The organism is Acidovorax sp. 1608163 (genome assembly GCF_003669015.1).
In the GTDB taxonomy this organism is placed as follows: Bacteria; Pseudomonadota; Gammaproteobacteria; order Burkholderiales; family Burkholderiaceae_C; genus Acidovorax.
Genome location: NZ_CP033069.1, coordinates 3925558 through 3942777, shown reverse-complemented (window position 1 = coordinate 3942777; position 17220 = coordinate 3925558). Strand labels below are relative to the sequence as shown.

Annotated in this window: 15 protein-coding genes and 1 pseudogene; 11 read left to right on the top strand and 5 right to left on the bottom strand. The window is 63.1% G+C overall.

Features of this window, described 5'->3' with window-relative positions; all coding sequences use genetic code 11:
* Positions 1-44 precede the first annotated feature (44 nt).
* The 11 genes and pseudogenes from EAG14_RS17535 (at position 45) to hisA (ending at position 10419) form a co-directional block, all read left to right on the top strand.
* A complete protein-coding gene (locus tag EAG14_RS17535; protein WP_099658008.1) occupies positions 45-674 on the top strand; it encodes a cytochrome c in 630 nt (209 codons plus the stop codon).
* Between the two features lie 150 nt (positions 675-824).
* Positions 825-2992 (top strand): annotated as a pseudogene (locus EAG14_RS17530) (cytochrome c biogenesis protein ResB).
* On the top strand, positions 2989-4326 hold the full coding sequence (ccsB, locus tag EAG14_RS17525) for a c-type cytochrome biogenesis protein CcsB (protein ID WP_121729644.1): 1338 nt from the start codon (positions 2989-2991) through the stop codon (positions 4324-4326). The pseudogene EAG14_RS17530 and the gene ccsB overlap by 4 nt, the downstream one beginning before the upstream one ends.
* 272 nt (positions 4327-4598) lie before the next feature.
* Complete coding sequence (msrP, locus tag EAG14_RS17520; protein WP_099743164.1) at positions 4599-5597, top strand: protein-methionine-sulfoxide reductase catalytic subunit MsrP; 999 nt, start codon at positions 4599-4601, stop codon at positions 5595-5597.
* 1 nt (position 5598) lies between these two features.
* Complete coding sequence (locus EAG14_RS17515) at positions 5599-6255, top strand: sulfite oxidase heme-binding subunit YedZ (RefSeq protein WP_240456827.1); 657 nt, start codon at positions 5599-5601, stop codon at positions 6253-6255.
* Between the two features lie 196 nt (positions 6256-6451).
* Positions 6452-6676, top strand: a complete 225-nt coding sequence (locus tag EAG14_RS17510) for a CopG family transcriptional regulator (RefSeq protein ID WP_121729642.1) — start codon at positions 6452-6454, stop codon at positions 6674-6676.
* The gene (locus EAG14_RS17505; RefSeq protein ID WP_121729641.1) at positions 6673-7125 is read left to right on the top strand and encodes a PIN domain-containing protein; all 453 of its coding nucleotides are present in this window, start codon (positions 6673-6675) and stop codon (positions 7123-7125) included. Before EAG14_RS17510 ends, EAG14_RS17505 begins: the two co-directional genes overlap by 4 nt.
* Before the next feature lie 14 nt (positions 7126-7139).
* On the top strand, positions 7140-8267 hold the full coding sequence (gene hisC / locus EAG14_RS17500; protein WP_121730536.1) for a histidinol-phosphate transaminase: 1128 nt from the start codon (positions 7140-7142) through the stop codon (positions 8265-8267).
* Positions 8264-8899 carry an imidazoleglycerol-phosphate dehydratase HisB gene (gene hisB / locus EAG14_RS17495; protein ID WP_121729640.1) on the top strand — a complete coding sequence of 212 codons (636 nt, stop codon included), beginning with the start codon at positions 8264-8266 and terminating at the stop codon, positions 8897-8899. The genes hisC and hisB overlap by 4 nt, the downstream gene beginning before the upstream one ends.
* Before the next feature lie 51 nt (positions 8900-8950).
* Positions 8951-9619, top strand: coding sequence for an imidazole glycerol phosphate synthase subunit HisH (hisH, locus tag EAG14_RS17490; RefSeq protein ID WP_099658016.1), 669 nt, complete (start codon positions 8951-8953; stop codon positions 9617-9619).
* A 56-nt stretch (positions 9620-9675) separates the two neighbouring features.
* Entirely contained in the window at positions 9676-10419 is a 744-nt protein-coding gene (hisA, locus tag EAG14_RS17485) for a 1-(5-phosphoribosyl)-5-[(5-phosphoribosylamino)methylideneamino]imidazole-4-carboxamide isomerase (RefSeq protein WP_099743168.1), read from the top strand.
* A 151-nt stretch (positions 10420-10570) separates the two neighbouring features.
* On the opposite strand, the gene EAG14_RS17480 is transcribed toward hisA, so the two are convergent.
* The 5 genes from EAG14_RS17480 to EAG14_RS17460 all read right to left on the bottom strand — a co-directional run bounded on the left by EAG14_RS17480 (position 10571) and on the right by EAG14_RS17460 (position 17194).
* On the bottom strand, positions 10571-11752 hold the full coding sequence (locus EAG14_RS17480) for a spherulation-specific family 4 protein (RefSeq protein ID WP_121729639.1): 1182 nt from the start codon (positions 11750-11752) through the stop codon (positions 10571-10573).
* A gap of 128 nt (positions 11753-11880) precedes the next feature.
* Positions 11881-13254 (bottom strand): exopolysaccharide Pel transporter PelG, encoded by a 1374-nt coding sequence (gene pelG, locus EAG14_RS17475; protein ID WP_121729638.1) that lies wholly within the window; start codon positions 13252-13254, stop codon positions 11881-11883.
* A 1-nt stretch (position 13255) separates the two neighbouring features.
* Positions 13256-14812, bottom strand: coding sequence for a GT4 family glycosyltransferase PelF (pelF, locus tag EAG14_RS17470; RefSeq protein ID WP_121729637.1), 1557 nt, complete (start codon positions 14810-14812; stop codon positions 13256-13258).
* Positions 14809-15825: a hypothetical protein gene (locus tag EAG14_RS17465; RefSeq protein WP_121729636.1), complete on the bottom strand. Its 1017-nt coding sequence runs from the start codon at positions 15823-15825 to the stop codon at positions 14809-14811. Before EAG14_RS17465 ends, pelF begins: the two co-directional genes overlap by 4 nt.
* A complete protein-coding gene (locus tag EAG14_RS17460; RefSeq protein ID WP_121729635.1) occupies positions 15818-17194 on the bottom strand; it encodes a PelD GGDEF domain-containing protein in 1377 nt (458 codons plus the stop codon). Before EAG14_RS17460 ends, EAG14_RS17465 begins: the two co-directional genes overlap by 8 nt.
* Between the last annotated feature and the right edge of the window lie 26 nt (positions 17195-17220).

Sequence of the window (17220 nt, the reverse complement as noted above, 5' to 3'; positions counted from 1 at the left end):
TAGAATCGTGACGCTTTTGCGCACACAAACAACACACCCTCGATATGAAGTTGCTCGCCTCCTTGCTGACGGCTGCCGTACTCGCAGCACCTGTTTTCACGGCCTTTGCAGCGGGTGATGCACCCAAAGCGGCCAAGCCGGATCTCGTCAAGGGCGAGGCCAGCTTCACTGCGGTGTGCGCGGCATGCCACGGTGCTGACGGTAACTCGGCCATTGCTGCCAACCCCAAGTTGTCGCAGCAGCACCCTGAGTACCTGGTCAAGCAGCTGCAGGAATTCAAGTCCGGCAAGCGCAACAACGCGGTCATGAAGGGCTTTGCCTCCATGCTGTCGGACGAGGACATGAAGAACGTTGCCTACTGGGTGGCCTCCAAGCCCGCCAAGGCCGGTTTTGCCAAGGACAAAGACCTGGTGGCACTGGGTGAGCGCATCTACCGCGGTGGCATTGCAGACCGCAACATCGCCGCCTGCGCAGGCTGCCACAGCCCCAACGGTGCAGGCATTCCTGCCCAGTACCCCCGCCTGTCGGGCCAGCACGCTGACTACACCGTGGCCCAGCTGAACACCTTCCGCGACGGCACCCGCGCCAACAGCACCCAGATGACCCAGGTGGCCGCCAAGCTCAACGACAAGGAAATCAAGGCCGTGGCGGATTACATCGCTGGCCTGCGCTGATTGATCTTGGTCAACAAACCGTGGCCTGTTTGACCGGGCAGCACGGAACCTACCGCCAATAACAACCCCAAAAAGGGCGGGTCCATCACACTGATGGCCCCGCCCTTTTTCTTTCGTCTCACCTCCTTCGCTTCTCGTTCCTTTATCTCCATGTCTGAAACCACCCAAGGCGTTCGCGTCCAGTCTGGCTCACGGGCCCTGCGCGCAGGGGTTGAGCTGCTGTCTTCCATGCGGTTTGCCATTGCGCTGTTGACGGTGATCTGCATCGCCTCGGTCATTGGCACCGTGCTCAAGCAGCACGAGCCTGCGGTGAACTACGTCAACCAGTTCGGGCCGTTCTGGGCCGAATTGTTTGGCGCCGTGCAGCTCAATGCGGTGTACAGCGCGTGGTGGTTTTTGCTGATCCTGGCCTTTTTGGTGGTCAGCACCTCGCTGTGCATCGCCCGAAACACCCCCAAGTTTTTGAGCGACATCAAAGCCTATAAAGAAAATATCCGCGAGCAGAGCCTGCGCGCCTTCCACCACAAGGCCGAAAGCCCCCTCGCGCAGACCACCGAAGCCGAAGCGCGGCGCATTGGCGGCATGCTGGCCAGCGGCGGCTGGAAGGTGCGACTGCAGCAGCGCGACACCGCTGCCGGCCCTGGCACGGGCTGGATGGTGGCGGCCAAGGCGGGGGCTGCCAACAAGATCGGCTACATCGCGGCGCACAGCGCCATCGTGCTGGTGTGCGTGGGCGGCTTGCTTGACGGTGACCTGATCGTGCGCGCCCAGATGCTGCTGGGCGGCAAAACGCCTTACGCAGGCGGTGGCTTGATTGCCGAGGTGAAGCCAGAACACCGCTTGTCTGAGCGCAACCCCACCTTCCGGGGCAACCTGCTGGTGGCCGAGGGCACGCAATCGAGCACCGCCATCCTGAACCAGTCGGACGGCGTGCTGCTGCAAGAGCTGCCTTTTGCGGTGGAGCTCAAGAAGTTCATCGTCGAGCACTACTCCACCGGCATGCCCAAGCTGTTTGCCAGCGAAATCATCATCCACGACAAGGCCACGGGCGAGAAGATTCCGGCCCGGGTGGAGGTGAACCACCCTGCCAGCTACAAAGGCATCGAGATCTACCAGTCGAGCTTTGACGACGGCGGCTCGCGCCTGAAGCTGCGCGCCGTGCCCATGGTGGCGGGCGCCAAGGCGTTTGATGTGGAAGGCGTGGTGGGCAGCTCCACCCAGCTCACCAACAACGGCGGTGCAGCTGGCAGCGACACCCTGACGCTGGAGTTCACGGCGCTGCGCACCATCAACGTCGAGAACTTTGCTGGTGGGGCAGAGAACCTCTCGGGCGCCGATGTGCGCAAGGTGGATTTGCGCGAATCGGTCGAATCGCGCCTGGGCGCGGCCAACAAGACCGTGACCAAGAAAGAGCTGCGCAATGTAGGCCCCAGCGTGAGCTACAAACTGCGCGATGCCGCAGGCCAGGCCCGCGAGTTCCACAACTACATGCTGCCCGTGGACACGGGCGATGGCACGCCGGTCTTCTTGCTGGGCGTGCGTGAAACACCGTCCGAGCCCTTCCGCTACCTGCGTGTGCCCGCAGACGACCAGGGCGGCATGGACGGCTTTGTGCGCATGCGGGCGGCGCTGGCCGACCCGGCGGCGCGTGAAAAAGCCGTGCGCCGCTACGTGGCCCAGGCCATCGAGCCCTCGCGCCGCGAGCTGGCCGAGCAGCTCTCGCAATCCGCATCGCGCGCCCTGGCCGTGTTTGCCGGGGCACTGCCAGCGGCACAGGGCAAGCCTGCCGGTGGGTTGCAGGCCATTTCCGACTTCATGGAAGCCAACGTGCCCGAGGCCGAACGCTCGCGTGCGGGGGAGGTGCTGATCCGCATCCTCAACGGCTCATTGTTTGAGCTAGCGCAACTGACCCGTGAAAACGCCGGGCTGAAACCGTTGGAACAAGACGACCGCACGCGGGGCTTCATGACGCAGGCGGTGCTGTCGCTCAGCGATGCGGTGATGTACCCCGCGCCGATCGCGTTTGAACTCAAAGACTTCACCCAGGTGCAGGCCAGCGTGTTCCAGGTGGCGCGTGCCCCCGGCAAGAACATTGTCTATCTGGGCTGCGCCTTGCTGATCCTGGGCGTTTTTGCCATGCTCTACATCCGTGAACGCCGCGTCTGGGTGTGGTTATCCCCCAAGGCCAGGGCTCGCATGCTTTGATGGCGCTCTCCACCAACCGCAAAACGATGGACGGGGACAAGGAATTTGTCCAGCTCGCTCAAAAACTGATCGGGGCCCAGCCGCAGCCCCAGACCCCAGCAGGCCACGCATGAACACCGCTACGACCACCACCATCACCCTGAACGAGGGCTTCTTCACCCGCCGCAACTGGCTTGACTGGCTGTTTGCCGCCGTGGTCGCCATCGGGGGGCTGTATGCGTTTCAGCGCTACAGCGCCTACATGGATGTGTATGAAAAAGGCATCTTGATTGGCGCCGTGCCGTGCACCGTGTGGCTGGGCTGGTTCTGGCGGCCCTTGCGGGGGCTGATGCTGGCCGTGGCGGCCGTTGCCCTCATGGCGATTGGGTTGTACCAGCAAGACGGCGTGGGCAACCTGGCGCGGGCGGACACGGTGTTTGGGCTCAAATACTTCCTCTCCAGCCAGTCCGCCATCTTGTGGATGAGCATGCTGTTCTTCATGAGCACGGCGTTTTACTGGGTGGGCATGTTCTCGCGCGGCGAGGGGCACACCATGGGCATGATCGGCTCGCGCATCGCGTGGGTGGCGGTGGCCATGGCCCTCATTGGCACGCTGGTGCGCTGGTACGAGAGCTACCTCATCGGCCCCGACATCGGCCACATCCCGGTCAGCAACCTCTACGAAGTGTTCGTGATGTTCTGCTGGATGACGGCGGCGTTTTACCTGTACTACGAAGAGCAGTACGAAACCCGCTCGCTGGGCGCCTTCGTCATGCTGGTGGTGAGCGCGGCGGTGGGCTTTTTGCTCTGGTACACCGTGGTGCGCGAGGCGCATGAAATCCAACCCCTGGTGCCCGCCCTCAAAAGCTGGTGGATGAAGCTGCATGTGCCCGCCAACTTCATTGGCTACGGCACGTTTGCGTTGGCTGCCATGGTGGCCTTTGCCTACCTGATCAAGCTGCAAGCCAGCGAGACCCGCTGGTACAAGCTGGCGCCGCTGTGGCTGCTGGGCGTGGTGCTGTGTTTTGAGCCCATCGTGTTTCGCCAGAACGCCACCGAAGGCGGCAGCAGCTACTGGATGGTGTATTTCGGCGTGTCAGCGCTGATCGTGGCGAGCATCTTGTTTGGCCGCAAACGCATTGCGGAGCGCCTGCCCACCTTTGAGGTGCTGGACGATGTCATGTACAAGTCCATCGCGGTGGGCTTTGCCTTCTTCACCATTGCCACCGTACTGGGCGCCCTGTGGGCGGCTGAGGCCTGGGGCGGCTACTGGAGCTGGGACCCCAAGGAAACCTGGGCGCTGATCGTGTGGCTGAACTACGCGGCCTGGCTGCACATGCGCCTGATGAAGGGCCTGCGCGGCGCCATCTCTGCCTGGTGGGCGCTGGTGGGGCTGGTGGTCACCACCTTCGCCTTCCTGGGGGTGAACATGTTCTTGAGTGGGCTGCACAGCTACGGCACGTTGTAAGCCTTTGGGGTGGGGGCGCTGCCGATCCATTCCCACTCCCAAACCGTTCGGGCTGAGCCCGTCGAAGCCTCGCATGGTGCTTCGATGGCTCAGCCCGAATGCATTTTCGACGACCTCTTGGTGCGATGCAGAGCGCGAGAGGCGGGGCTTTCCCCTCCGTCTGCAACTATTGCGTCCCCGGTGTAACCTGATCGGTCTGTAGTGCGAACTAACAGTCGCCAGTGTGCTCCTATGCACACCAGCCCTCAGTGCCCAATTACCGGAGACTTCCCATGCGGACACCGCCTCGCAACACGGGTTTTCAGCACCCGATTCCCAGCGAAATCACCCCCAAGGCCATCTATGAAGACCGCCGCCAGATGCTCAAGCTGATGGCAGGGGGCGCTGCCGGTGCCGCCATGGCTGCCTGGGCCAGTCGCGAGGCCATGGCCCAGCAGGTGCCACGCCCTGGCAAGCTGGCAGCGTTGCCCGGCGCCAAGTCGGCGGTGGCTGGGGCTGTGTCGATGGAGAAGCTCACCGACTACAAGGACGCGAGCACCTACAACAACTTCTACGAATTTGGCACCGACAAGGCCGACCCTGCGCGCAATGCGCACACCCTCAAAACTGCGCCGTGGACGGTGGAGGTGGAGGGGCTGGTCAAGAAGCCCGGCAAGTACGGCATTGAGGACCTGATCAAGCTCAGCGCGCAGGAAGAGCGCATCTACCGCCTGCGCTGTGTGGAGGGCTGGTCCATGGTGATCCCATGGGTGGGCTACTCGCTGGCCGAGCTGATCAAGCGCGTGGAGCCCATGGGCAACGCCAAGTACGTCGAGTTTGTGACCCTGGCCGACAAGGCCACCATGCCCTACGTAGGCTCGCGCGTGCTCGACTGGCCCTATGTGGAAGGCCTGCGCATGGACGAAGCCATGCACCCGCTGACCCTGCTGGCGTTTGGCATGTATGGCGAGGTGTTGCCCAACCAGAACGGTGCTCCGGTGCGTTTGGTGGTGCCATGGAAGTACGGCTTCAAGAGCGCCAAGAGCATCGTCAAGATCCGCTTTGTCGAGAAAGAGCCCGGCACCGCCTGGAACAAGGCGGCGCAGCAGGAATACGGCTTCTATTCCAACGTGAATCCCAATGTGGACCACCCCCGCTGGAGCCAGGCCACCGAGCGCCGCATTGGCGAGGACGGCCTGTTTGCCAAGAAACGCAAGACGCTGATGTTCAACGGCTACGAAGCCCAGGTCGGCCAGCTGTATGCGGGCATGGACCTCAAGAAGTTCTACTGACGTGCGGGCAGATACAAGCCGCCCTGCCAGCGCTACCAGCCCTGTGCGCGCGCAGGGCGACTGGCGCAAGGCTTTGCTGCACCCCGCCGCCAAGCCGCTGTTGTTCTGCGTAGCGCTGCTGCCTGCGGTGTGGCTGGTGGTGGCCGCAGCCACAGACCAGCTGGGCGCCAACCCGGCTGAAGCGCTGATCCGCTCCACCGGCGACTGGGCCCTGCGGGCGCTGTGCCTGGTGCTGGCCTTGACCCCGCTGCGCGTGGCGTTTGCCGTGCCCGCGCTGGCGCGGTGGCGGCGCATGCTGGGTCTGTTTGCGTTCTTCTACGTCTGCTTGCATGTGCTCAGCTACAGCTGGCTCGATATGGGGCTGGACGTGCCAGACATCCTGGCCGATATCGCCAAGCGGCCCTTCATCCTGGTCGGCACGCTGGCATTTTTGGTGCTGTTTGCGCTGGCGGCTACCTCGTTCCAGCGGGCCATTCGGGCGCTGGGGGGCAAGCGTTGGCAGGCGCTGCACCGCTCGGTGTATGCCGCCGCATTGCTGGCGGTGCTGCATTTCTTTTGGATGCGCGCTGGCAAAAACAACTTTGCCGAAGTGGCTGTGTACGCCGCCATCATCGCGGCGCTGTTGGGCTGGCGGCTGTGGCGCAGGCTGAAGGGCTGACTCTGGTGGAGTCCCGTTACCCACTCCGCTGGTTTTGCTATATTTTAGTAGCTGCTTGCGCTTATTGATAGTGCGCTAGAGGCCAATTTTTCCTCAAGTTTCAGGGGCTGACGCCACCCCTCCCTTACGGCGAGTGCGCTGAGACAGGTGGCTGCACGAACTTCGTGGGCCACGAAGTTCGTGTAAACTGACCTCCATGAAAAACGTCACCATCACGATGGACGACACCGTGGCCGAGTGGGTGCGGGTAGAGGCTGCCAAGCGCGGCAGCAGCGTCTCTCGCCTCATGGGTGAATGGCTGGCCGAGAAAATGCGCCAGGAAGACGCCTACGCCCAGGCCATGCGCGAGGCCCTGGCGTTTGAGAGCTGGGGCACCTCATCAGGCCCCTATGTGCCACGCGAAACCTTGTTTCAGCGATGAGCACCCCCCTCATTTTTGTCGACACCGAAGTGCTGCTCGCCAGCGTGGACGAGCGTGACCCCGAGCGCCAGGCGCGTGCGCGCGAATGGCTCACTTTTTGCTGGCAAACGCGCAGCGGGCGCATCAGCTCGCAGGTGCTCAACGAGTTGTACAACCAAGCCATCCAGCGTTTTTCCGGCCCCCACGTGCTGCAGCAAGTGCGCGCCCAGGTGCGCCGCCTGCGCGTGTGGCTGCCGCCGCACTTGGACGCCTACACCGTCGATGGCGCCTGGGACCTGCAAGACCGCTACGGCCTGGGCTATTGGGATGCGCTCATCGTCTCGTCCGCCCACCAGCAGGGCTGCCGCTACTTGCTGACCGAAGCCTTGCCGCACGACCAGGTGCTGGACGCCGTGCGCGCCATCAACCCCTTTGTTTTGGCCCCCAACGAACTGGACACTGCCGTATGAACTCCGCCACTGCCATGTCTGCCGATACGTTCGCTAACGTACTAGCTAATGCCCTGAGCCGCATCCGCCCCGATGTGCGCGCCATGCACTCGTACGTGGTGCAGCCGTCCACCGGCATGCTCAAAATGGATGCGATGGAGAACCCCTTTGCCTTGCCCGAGGCCCTGCAGGCCGCGCTGGGCCAGCGGCTGGGCGCACTGGCGCTCAACCGTTACCCCGGTGCACGGCAGAACGACCTGAAAGCCGCGCTGGCTGCCTACGCAGGGGCTCCCACGGGATACGACGTGGTGCTGGGCAATGGCTCGGATGAGCTCATCACGCTGCTGGCCCTGGCCTGCGCGCAGCCCGGCACTGGCCACCGCGCCACCCTGCTGGCCCCCATGCCGGGGTTTGTGATGTACCCCATGAGCGCACAACTGCAGGGGCTCGACTTTGTGGGCGTGCCGTTGACGCCTGACTTTGAACTGGATGAGCCCGCCATGCTGGCCGCCATCGCGCAGCACAAGCCCGCCATCACCTACATAGCCTACCCCAACAACCCCACCGCCACCCTGTGGGATGAGGTCGTGGTGCAGCGCATCATCGACGCCGTGGGCGCACAAGGCGGCATCGTGGCGGTGGACGAGGCCTACCAGCCCTTTGCCAGCCGCACCTGGCTCACCCGCATGCAGGCAGAGCCCGCGCGCAATGCCCATGTGCTGCTGATGCGCACGCTCAGCAAGTTCGGCCTGGCCGGTGTGCGCCTGGGCTACATGCTGGGGCAGCCTGCGCTGGTGGCCGAGATCGACAAGGTGCGCCCGCCCTACAACGTGAGCGTGCTCAACTGCGAAGCTGCCCTGTTTGCGCTGGAGCATGCCGATGTGTTTGCCGCCCAGGCGGCCGAGTTGCGTGCGCAGCGCACCGTGCTCATCGCGGCCTTGCGTGCCATGCCGGGCATCGAAAAGGTGTGGAACAGCGAGGCCAACATGGTGCTGGTGCGCGTGGCCGACGCGGGCAAGACCTACGAGGGCATGAAAACCCGTAAGGTCCTCATCAAGAACGTTTCTACAATGCACCCATTGCTGCACAACTGTTTGCGCCTGACCGTGGGCAACGCCCAGGACAACGCCACCATGCTGGCCGCACTCCAAGCCTCCCTATGACCTCCTCCGCACTCGTCACTTCCACCGCCACCGATTCCGCAGCCGACCGCATTGCCGAAGTCAGCCGCAACACCGCAGAGACGCGCATCACCGTGCGCATCAACCTCGACGGCACGGGCCAGTCCAAGTTGCACACGGGCATTGGCTTTTTTGACCACATGCTCGACCAGATCGCCCGCCACGGCCTGATCGACCTGGACATCGACTGCGCGGGCGACCTGCACATCGACGGCCACCACACGGTGGAAGACGTGGGTATCACCCTGGGCCAAGCGTTTGCGCGGGCCGTGGGCGACAAGAAGGGCATCTCGCGCTATGGCCACGCCTACGTGCCGCTGGACGAAGCATTGAGCCGCGTGGTGGTCGACTTCTCGGGCCGCCCCGGTTTGCACCTGCACATCCCTTTCACTGCGGGCAGCATTGGCGGCTTTGACACCCAGCTCACCTACGAATTCTTCCAGGGCTTCGTGAACCACGCGGGCGTGACGCTGCACATCGACAACCTCAAGGGCATCAACGCCCACCACCAGTGCGAGACGGTGTTCAAGGCGTTTGCCCGTGCGCTGCGCTCCGCGCTCACGCGCGATCCGCGCGCTGCTGGCACCATCCCGTCCACCAAGGGCAGTCTCTGATTTTTTAAGCCAAAAAGGCCTCTAGCGCCCATCCAATAAGCGCTAACAGCTATGAATACAGAAGCAAAAACAGTCGCCGTGGTGGACTACGGCATGGGCAATCTGCGGTCGGTCTCGCAGGCCGTGCAGGCTGCGGCGCAAGGCACTGGCTGGACGGTGGTCGTCACCTCCAGCCCCGACGCCGTGCGCGCTGCCCAGCGCGTGGTGTTGCCAGGGCAGGGTGCCATGCCCGACTGCATGCGCGAGCTGCGCGAGTCGGGTCTGCAGGAATCCGTGCTGGAAGCCGCCGCGTCCAAGCCCTTGTTTGGCGTGTGCGTGGGCATGCAGATGCTGCTCAACCACAGTGCCGAGGGCGACACACCGGGCCTGGGCTTGATCCCTGGCGAAGTCATCAAGTTTGACCTGGCCGGCCGCACCCAGCCCGATGGCAGCCGCTTCAAGGTGCCGCAAATGGGCTGGAACCAGGTGCGCCAAGTGCCCCATGGTGGTGCTGTGCACCCGGTGTGGGCCGGTATTCCTGACAACAGCTACTTTTACTTCGTGCACAGCTTTTATGCGCGCCCGCACAGCGCGGCGCACTGTGCCGGAGAAGCAGACTACGGCGGAGTATTCGCCGCAGCCATTGCGCGCGATAATATTTTTGCCGCGCAATTTCACCCCGAGAAAAGCGCGGAACACGGCTTGGCCCTGTACCGCAACTTTCTGCACTGGAATCCCTGAATCCCTCAACCCGTTCGGGCCGAGTTTCACCTCGCCCTTTTCCTCCCGAACCCATCATGCTGCTCATCCCCGCCATCGATCTCAAAGACGGCCACTGCGTTCGCCTCAAGCAAGGCGATATGGACCAATCCACCACCTTTGGTGAAGACCCTGCGGCCATGGCCCGCAAGTGGGTGGATGCGGGCGCGCGCCGCCTGCACCTGGTGGATTTGAACGGCGCCTTTGCGGGTGTTCCGAAAAATTACAGCGCCATCAAGTCCATCCTCAAAGAGGTGGGCAGCGACATTCCCGTGCAGCTGGGTGGCGGTATCCGCGATCTGGACACCATTGAAAAGTACATCGATGGCGGCCTGCGCTACGTCATCATCGGCACCGCTGCGGTGAAGAACCCAGGCTTTTTGAAGGACGCTTGCAGCGCCTTTGGCGGCCACATCATCGTGGGCCTGGATGCCAAGGACGGCAAGGTGGCCACCGACGGCTGGAGCAAGCTCACCGGCCACGAAGTGGTGGACCTGGCCAAGAAGTTCGAAGACTGGGGCGTTGAGTCCATCATCTACACCGACATCGGCCGCGACGGCATGCTCTCGGGCATCAACATCGACGCCACCGTCAAGCTGGCCCAATCGCTGAGCATCCCCGTGATCGCCTCGGGCGGCCTGTCCAATATGGCCGATATCGAGCAGCTGTGCGCCGTCGAATCCGAAGGGGTGGAGGGCGTCATTTGCGGCCGTGCCATCTACAGCGGCGACCTGGACTTTGCTGCGGCGCAGGCGCGTGCGGACGAGCTGGGCGAGGGCTGATCTTCGGCAAGCTGCGGGTCTGCAGGGCCCGTGACGCCAGGCCATCAGGGCTTGGCCACTTCTGAATGCCCAAGGGCCTGAAGCGGGTGCGATACCGGTTCAGGCCCTTGGTGCGTTTGGGGGCTACTGTGACTTTCCGCTGCCGTGGGGCTCAGCAGCTGGGCAGTGCCGTCCCGGCATTGACCGCTTGCACGGTGCCCACCAGCGCCCCCCAATAACTGGGCAGGCTGGCCCAGGGGTTGCCTACCTGGGTGGTGGGGTTGTACTGCAGGTCGGTGGCATACACCAGACCATGGTTGTAGCGGGCCGTGGCTGCGGTTTGCACGGCGGTCTGCATGGCAGCGCAGGTGTCGGCGTTGTGCACCAGCGCTGCGTTGCGCGTGTTGGCCAAGGTGTACATCCACGGTGCGCTGGTGCGCGGGTCAAAGCCCTGGAAGGTGGTGGCCGTGCCCTCAAAGCTCACCAGCGCATCGGCCACCCCGGTGTAGGCAGAGGCAGCCGGAATGGCACCGGGGTTGCCAATCACACGCAGGTTGGCGTTGCGGGCTTTGATGTACTGGTAGATCTCGCGGTAGAACTCAACCTGGCCTGCCGCCGAGGCCATTTCATCCAGAAAAATGCCACTGACCACACTGCTGCCGTACAGGTCAAAGTACCGGTCGATGTTGGTCTTGATGTCGGCCAGGCTGCGTGTGCCCGTGCCATAGCGGGTGTACACGTAGCCCACCACCTTGCCCCCGGCGTTGACCAGGTTGCGGGCGGCTTGCAGGGTTTGGCTGTCTGCCGCAGTGAACACGCCGTTGGATGGGTTCAGGATGGCGGTGATGGACACCGATGGCGCCGCGCTGGCCGAGGTCGCCAGTTGCGACCAGCCGGTGTTGGTGGAGGGGTGGAAGTAGGCGGGCACCAGCAGCTCCAGCGCGGCAGGTACGGGCCGCAGGTAAATCGTCTGGGTGCCTGAGCCGGTGGTGCCGTTCACTGTGGTGCTGGCTGTCAGGGCCTGGGGCCCTGGTGTGGTGCCTGTCAGGGTGCTGGACGCCGTGCCGGCGCGCGTTTGTGGTGCTACTGGTGCAAAGCTGCCACCCGGCAGGGACAAGGCAACCGCCGTGCCATCGCTGGCCGCTGTACCGTTGACCGTGACCTGTGCCTGCACCGCGATGGGCGCCTGTACCGAAAACACGCCACCGCTGGTGGTGGGGGTGGACACAGTGACCTGCACATTGCTGGCCACCGGGGTGTCACTGCCACCGCCTCCACCGCCGCAGGCGGTGGCCAGGGCTGCCGCAGACATCAGGGATGCAGTGCGAAAGAGTGCGTTCAGTGGGGTGTGCATGGCGGCTGTAGACGGTGTGGAACGTGAAAAAATGGTACTGCAATCGGGTCGCATCGCCGCGCGTATTTTTGTAAAGCACTTGTGGGCGAGATGCTGGGCCGGGAGTTGCGCAGCTTCTGCGCGGGCTGTCACTGCAGCATGAAGGTCTCGTATTCCAGGCGGTTGAGTTGGCGCGTGAGCAGCACAATGCCCGTGCACAGCGTGATGAGCATGGACCCCGCAAACCCATAGCCATAGAACGCGGCGCCCAGGTTCAGCGTGACGGCGGTGAGACCGATGTTCAGCACCACCATCTCGGCACACAGCAGCAGCACAATGCGGCGCTGGTCCAGGTAGAAGAAGACATTCAAAATCGCCATCAAGCCCACCTGCAGCCCTGCGCCGATGACCTGCACGTGCAGCAGTGGCAAGTACAGACTGGAAATGCCCAGGGCATCCAGCACGGCGGGGCCGGCCACAAAGGTCACCAGCACGGCCAGGGTCTGGATTTTGGCAATCTCGCCCAGCCCCTGCTGTATGGCGTAGACCATTTCATCGCGCATGGACTCGATGTATTCCAGCGAGCCGCCGCTGCGCACCGCGTCATAGAACTTGTCGTAGAACTCGACGAAGTCGGTCTCGATGCGCACCAAGAACACCGCCATGCCAGGGATGATGGAGAGGTACGACAGGAACACCGGCAGGTCATAGATGAGCGAGGCGCGCAGCCCGCCGATGATGGGCTCCGATGTGGGCGTGAAGTACCAGAACATGAACTTGTCCGCCCAGATCGCCACGTTGTAGAGCAAGCCCACCAGCACCAGGGACGGGTACAGCAGTTTGCGTTCGGCAAAGTCAAACGCAATGAGCCGACCTTTGGGACTGAACTCGCGCACCACCAGCACCCACATGCCTGCCAGCAGCACAAAGTTGCCCAGCACGAAGCCGCCGAGTAAGCCCTCCAGTCCCCAGGGGCGCATCAACAGCGCCGAGATGACGATGAGGGCATAGGCCCCGCCAAACAAGATGGTGATAGCCCGGTAGCGCTTCATGCCAGACAGCAAAATCGCCAGCACCCACACGCCGCACATGATGCAAAAGCCCGCCAGCATGAGCATGCGGTACAGCAGCCGCTCGCCCGGAAACACGACAAACAAAGACAGGCTGCCCAGCACGGCGGCCACCCCTATCACCCCCAGCAGCAACCCGTGCAGGTTGGGCAGGATCGACTCGCGGTGTTTTTCAAAGAGCCGGTCTGACACAAAGCGGGTGAAGGCCAATTGCACGAAGCCCGTCAAAATCAAACTGCAGGCCACCAGGTAGGTGACTGAGGTCTGGAATTGGGTCACCAGGTAGTTGGGCACCACCACGCTGGCGCTGAAGATACCCACCAGCAAGATGCCAATGATGGAAAACACCCAAGGCCCGGAGCCAATCACCCCAGCATAGGCATAGGCTTGCAGCAGCCCCGTCAGGGTGTTTTTGCGCAGCATGCGGCGCAGTTCAAATCCAATGCCAGCCATGTCAGCAGGCCTCCTCGTTGTGGGGCGCGTTCAGTGCGGTCTCGCCCAGTGCCTTCTGGTAGACGTTGCGGTAGCTGCCAAACATCATGCTGTCGGTGTAATAGCGCTCTACGCGGGCAATGGCGGCTTGGCTGGCTCTGTTCCATTCCGCCGGGTCCCGCAACAGCGCGATAGCGGCGTCTGCCAAAGCTTGGGGGTCGGCAATGCCGACAACGCTGCCGCTGGCGCCCAAGGCGCGATCGGGTTCGTCCAGGCCCTCGATGAGTTGGCGGCACGATCCCACATCGGTGGACACGGTAGGCACGCCGGCGGCATAGCCTTCCAGAATGACCAATGGAAGCGCTTCGCTGATGGAGGAGAGCACCACCAGCCCGATTTTGGGCATGAGGTCTTCGACCTTTTGAAAGCCCAGAAACTTCACGTGCTCTTCCAGTCCCAGACTGCGCACCAGGTTTTGGCATTCCTGGGCATAGGTTTGGTCTTCGTCGGTGGGTCCTGCAATCCAACCCTCGGCGTTGGGGAGCTGGTTCACTACACGGCGCATGGCACGGATGAAGGTTTTGACGTCCTTGATGGGCACCACCCGGCCAATGAGGCACAGCACAGGTGGCACGTCTGCCGGGCGCTTGTCGCGCATGGGGGCAAAGCGCGCAAGTTGGATGCCATTGGGGATGTTGAAGGTGCGTGCAGCATCGGCCCCGTCTTGCACTTGGCGCAGTCGGTTGGTTTCGTACAGGGCGATGATGGGGTCGGCCGCAGCGTAGCAATAGCGGCCCATCCACTCAAACAGCCGGATCCACATCTGGCGAAAGTACGAGAGTTCGGTGGGATCGCGCTGAAAGACGTTGCGGTTGTCGCGAATCCACTCGCTCTTGAGCAAGTCAATCTGCCGCTCTTTGGTGTAGATGCCGTGCTCGGACAGTGCCAGCGGAATGCTGCGGGAGTCGTGCAGCAGTGCGCCCAAAAAGCCTGCGTAGCCGGTGGATGCGCTGTGCAGCATCCGTACGGGGATGAGTTGCTCTGCCACGCGTGCCAACGTCCACAGCGGCTGGAACATGATGCGAACGGTCCAGAAGTAGTCCACGAATGAGGGGTCGGTGCAGTACTCGCGGTAGGTGTCCCGGATCAACTCCCAAGAGCGTTCGCTGTACAGAAAATCGTCCAGTGGAAATTTGCCCCCTGGCGCCATCTCGCGGGTCACGGCACGCAGCATGTGCAGCGTCTGCTCGGTGCCTGCCTGGCCCTCGCGCAGGGTGGTCACAATGCCCCGCAGCACGTCAAAGGTGGCGGGGTCTCCCTCGCGCGCGCGCGGCAGGTGCTGGGCCGAGAGGTTGTCATACAGAAAGTGCTCTTCAAAGTGCACAACGTTGGCCGGAAGCTCGTACTTGAACTTGCTGTAGTCCGAGCGCTGGCTACCTAAAAACACGATGGCAAACCGGTACTCCGGAAACGCTCGGATGATCTGGTTGATCCAGCTGGAGACGCCTCCGCTCACATAGGGAAAGGTGCCCTCCAGCAGCAGTGCAATGTCCGCTTCCGTGGCCTTGGGGTGGGTCATCGCGCACTCCAGTAGTCGATGACCGGGCGCAGGCGGGGCAGGGCGCTCCATTCGTCCAGTTGCTGCATCAGTTGCCGTGTCTTTTCAAAATCGCGCTGCGCAAAGCTCAGCTCTGCCAGGTACGGCAGCACACGGGTGGCAGGCAGGCCCAATTGCTGGGCTTGGACATAGGCCTCTTCGGCATCCTCCAATTGGCCCAGCGCATGCAGCAGCAATCCGCGCCGCAAGTGGTGTTGTGCCTGGTGGGGTTGCTGCGCCAGCACCTGTTCGCCATAGCGCAATGATTCGCGGATTGCGTATTCGCGCATGTCGCCTTGCGCCAGGTTTTGGTAGACCAGCTCCCAGTACAGCGCAGAGAGCTTTTCCGCCGCTTGCAACCCTGTAGGCCCCAGCGGGTTGGCGCCTTCTTCGGCTTGGGCTGTGCGCAAGGTACTCAGTTCCTGGTCAATGGAGCGGCTGATGTTGCGCTCCAGCGCGTCGAGCATGCCGTAGGCCAGCAGTCGCAGGTCTTCGCTGGAGTCGTTGAGCACATTGCGCAGCAGCGGCGATGAAATGCGTCCGGACATGTGCTGCAGCGCGACCATGGCGCGCATGCGCGAGCGCACAGGCACCTCGCTGTTGCCCAGAACGGCCCGCAGACCTGTTTGGCGAAACCCGCTCTTCATACGCTGGTGCAGGTCAAACTCTGGTAGATGGATGGATTCAAAATCCTCCTGCGGGCGGGCGGCCCGGTAAAACCGCAAGACCAGCGTGCCAATCAAAACACCCACAAAGCCTGCAATGGGTACGGCGTAGCTGCACACGGCCATCAGCGCCAGCATGGGCAATCGGGGGCGTGACTGCTCGGCCGTCAGCAGTGGCAGGGTGAACAGCGCCAGCAGCACACAGGCCCCTGCATGGGCCAGCAGGTAGCTGAGCAACGCCGCGTTGGAGTGGCCGTCGAGCAGCGTGGGGCCTGCCCAGGCGGTCAGCTCCATCAAGACGGCCCACAGCCCCCATTTGGTATTAAGCATGGGCCAACTGCTGGAGTTTGTTCAGCAAGGCTGAGGGCCCGCCGGAGTCGGCCAGAGGCAATTGGTGGGGGTAGATGCCCGCTTGTGCCAGTGTGGTGCCGTCCTTGCGGTCGATCCACTCCTCCAGCCGTGCAATGAACCCTTCGGCGGTGGATGCCTCGCCCAGCGGCATCAGAACTGCGAGGATGTGCCGCGTCTCCCCGGCAATCGCCCAGCTTTCGTCCATGAGGCGCTTGAGGCGCGAGAACTGCTGGGGTAAGTCTTTTGCCATGGCCGCCTGGTTGAACTCCAGGGCGACGACCATGCTGGGGACTTGCGTGCTTTGGTGCATGCGCCAAAGGCGTTGCAGCTCAAACGCAAACTCTGGCGGGCACTGGGGCACTTCCTGGATCAGCGGGGCTGCCAGGGCCTGGGTGGAAAGGCCATCGGTGTAGTAACCCAGCAGGAGGTTGATGGTTTGCAGGCTTTCGTCTTGCAACGAGAAAAAGGGCAAGTCATCAATCAGCAGTATGGCGTGCACATCGCCACCAATGTCCAGCAGGGGGGCTGCCACCAGATAGCGTGTGGACTCTTGGCGAACGGTGGCTTGCACCACATGGCACAGGGTTCGGGTTTCCAGTGCTTGGAGCAAGAGTGGGTCTTTGGCATCCAGCGCGACGGGCGAACCGATGCTGGCAACGGCGGTGGTCTCCAGCGTATCGGCGCGCACTTGGTGCAGCGCGGCAGAGCTGATCTGGCAGTACTGTGCCAGCAGGCGCAACAGCGCCTGCGCGTCCTCGTGGGCGTCGCCCAGCCCGCGCAGCGTCTTGAGGGCATCGCGCATGGACATGGGGCGGCCAATCAGCTCCTGCTCCAGCCGGTCGTGTGACAGGCGCAGAAGGTAGTACTGGCGAATCAAATGCTCCAGTCGCTGGTCCAGGTAGTGCTGAACGACCTCCGCACGGCGGGTGCGGGCCCTCCACAGGCTGGAGAACTCGCCCACCAGCATCACGGTGATGAGCCCACCCAGGAAAAAGATTTGGGGAAACTGCTCCATCTGCCCCAGGTTGAGAGCCATCCAGGCCAACAGCAACACGGCTGCCGCCCCCAGGCCCGCCAGCGGCCCGTAGCGCAACGCCACAATGATCGGTGCCAGCCACGACCAGTGGAAGTCGGCTTGCACCCCCAAGGGGTCTTGTGGGCTCACCACCCAGCCCAGTGCCACGGCAATGCAGGGCACGGCCAGGGACTCCAGCGCCACCAGCAGCGGGCGGTCTCCCACGGCCGTCAATTTGCCCAAGGGGGCGCCTGCAAAGCCGGGCTTGCGCGCGGGCGATGGTGCGGTGTCTTCGGTGGCGGGCGCTTCGGGGGCGCGGGCGTTGGGTGGCATGCGGGCTCTGTGGTGTTGCTATGGCG

What these genes read in the sequence shown, in the direction of transcription:
- hisB (WP_121729640.1), top strand. Translation starts at nt 8,264, where the DNA reads ATGACCTCCTCCGCACTCGTCACTTCCACCGCCACCGATTCCGCAGCC.
- hisA (WP_099743168.1), top strand. Translation starts at nt 9,676, where the DNA reads ATGCTGCTCATCCCCGCCATCGATCTCAAAGACGGCCACTGCGTTCGC.
- pelF (WP_121729637.1), bottom strand. Translation starts at nt 14,812, where the DNA reads ATGACCCACCCCAAGGCCACGGAAGCGGACATTGCACTGCTGCTGGAG.
- ccsB (WP_121729644.1), top strand. Translation starts at nt 2,989, where the DNA reads ATGAACACCGCTACGACCACCACCATCACCCTGAACGAGGGCTTCTTC.
- EAG14_RS17535 (WP_099658008.1), top strand. Translation starts at nt 45, where the DNA reads ATGAAGTTGCTCGCCTCCTTGCTGACGGCTGCCGTACTCGCAGCACCT.
- EAG14_RS17465 (WP_121729636.1), bottom strand. Translation starts at nt 15,825, where the DNA reads ATGCTTAATACCAAATGGGGGCTGTGGGCCGTCTTGATGGAGCTGACC.
- hisC (WP_121730536.1), top strand. Translation starts at nt 7,140, where the DNA reads ATGTCTGCCGATACGTTCGCTAACGTACTAGCTAATGCCCTGAGCCGC.
- hisH (WP_099658016.1), top strand. Translation starts at nt 8,951, where the DNA reads ATGAATACAGAAGCAAAAACAGTCGCCGTGGTGGACTACGGCATGGGC.
- pelG (WP_121729638.1), bottom strand. Translation starts at nt 13,254, where the DNA reads ATGGCTGGCATTGGATTTGAACTGCGCCGCATGCTGCGCAAAAACACC.
- EAG14_RS17460 (WP_121729635.1), bottom strand. Translation starts at nt 17,194, where the DNA reads ATGCCACCCAACGCCCGCGCCCCCGAAGCGCCCGCCACCGAAGACACC.
- msrP (WP_099743164.1), top strand. Translation starts at nt 4,599, where the DNA reads ATGCGGACACCGCCTCGCAACACGGGTTTTCAGCACCCGATTCCCAGC.
- EAG14_RS17505 (WP_121729641.1), top strand. Translation starts at nt 6,673, where the DNA reads ATGAGCACCCCCCTCATTTTTGTCGACACCGAAGTGCTGCTCGCCAGC.
- EAG14_RS17480 (WP_121729639.1), bottom strand. Translation starts at nt 11,752, where the DNA reads ATGCACACCCCACTGAACGCACTCTTTCGCACTGCATCCCTGATGTCT.
- EAG14_RS17510 (WP_121729642.1), top strand. Translation starts at nt 6,452, where the DNA reads ATGAAAAACGTCACCATCACGATGGACGACACCGTGGCCGAGTGGGTG.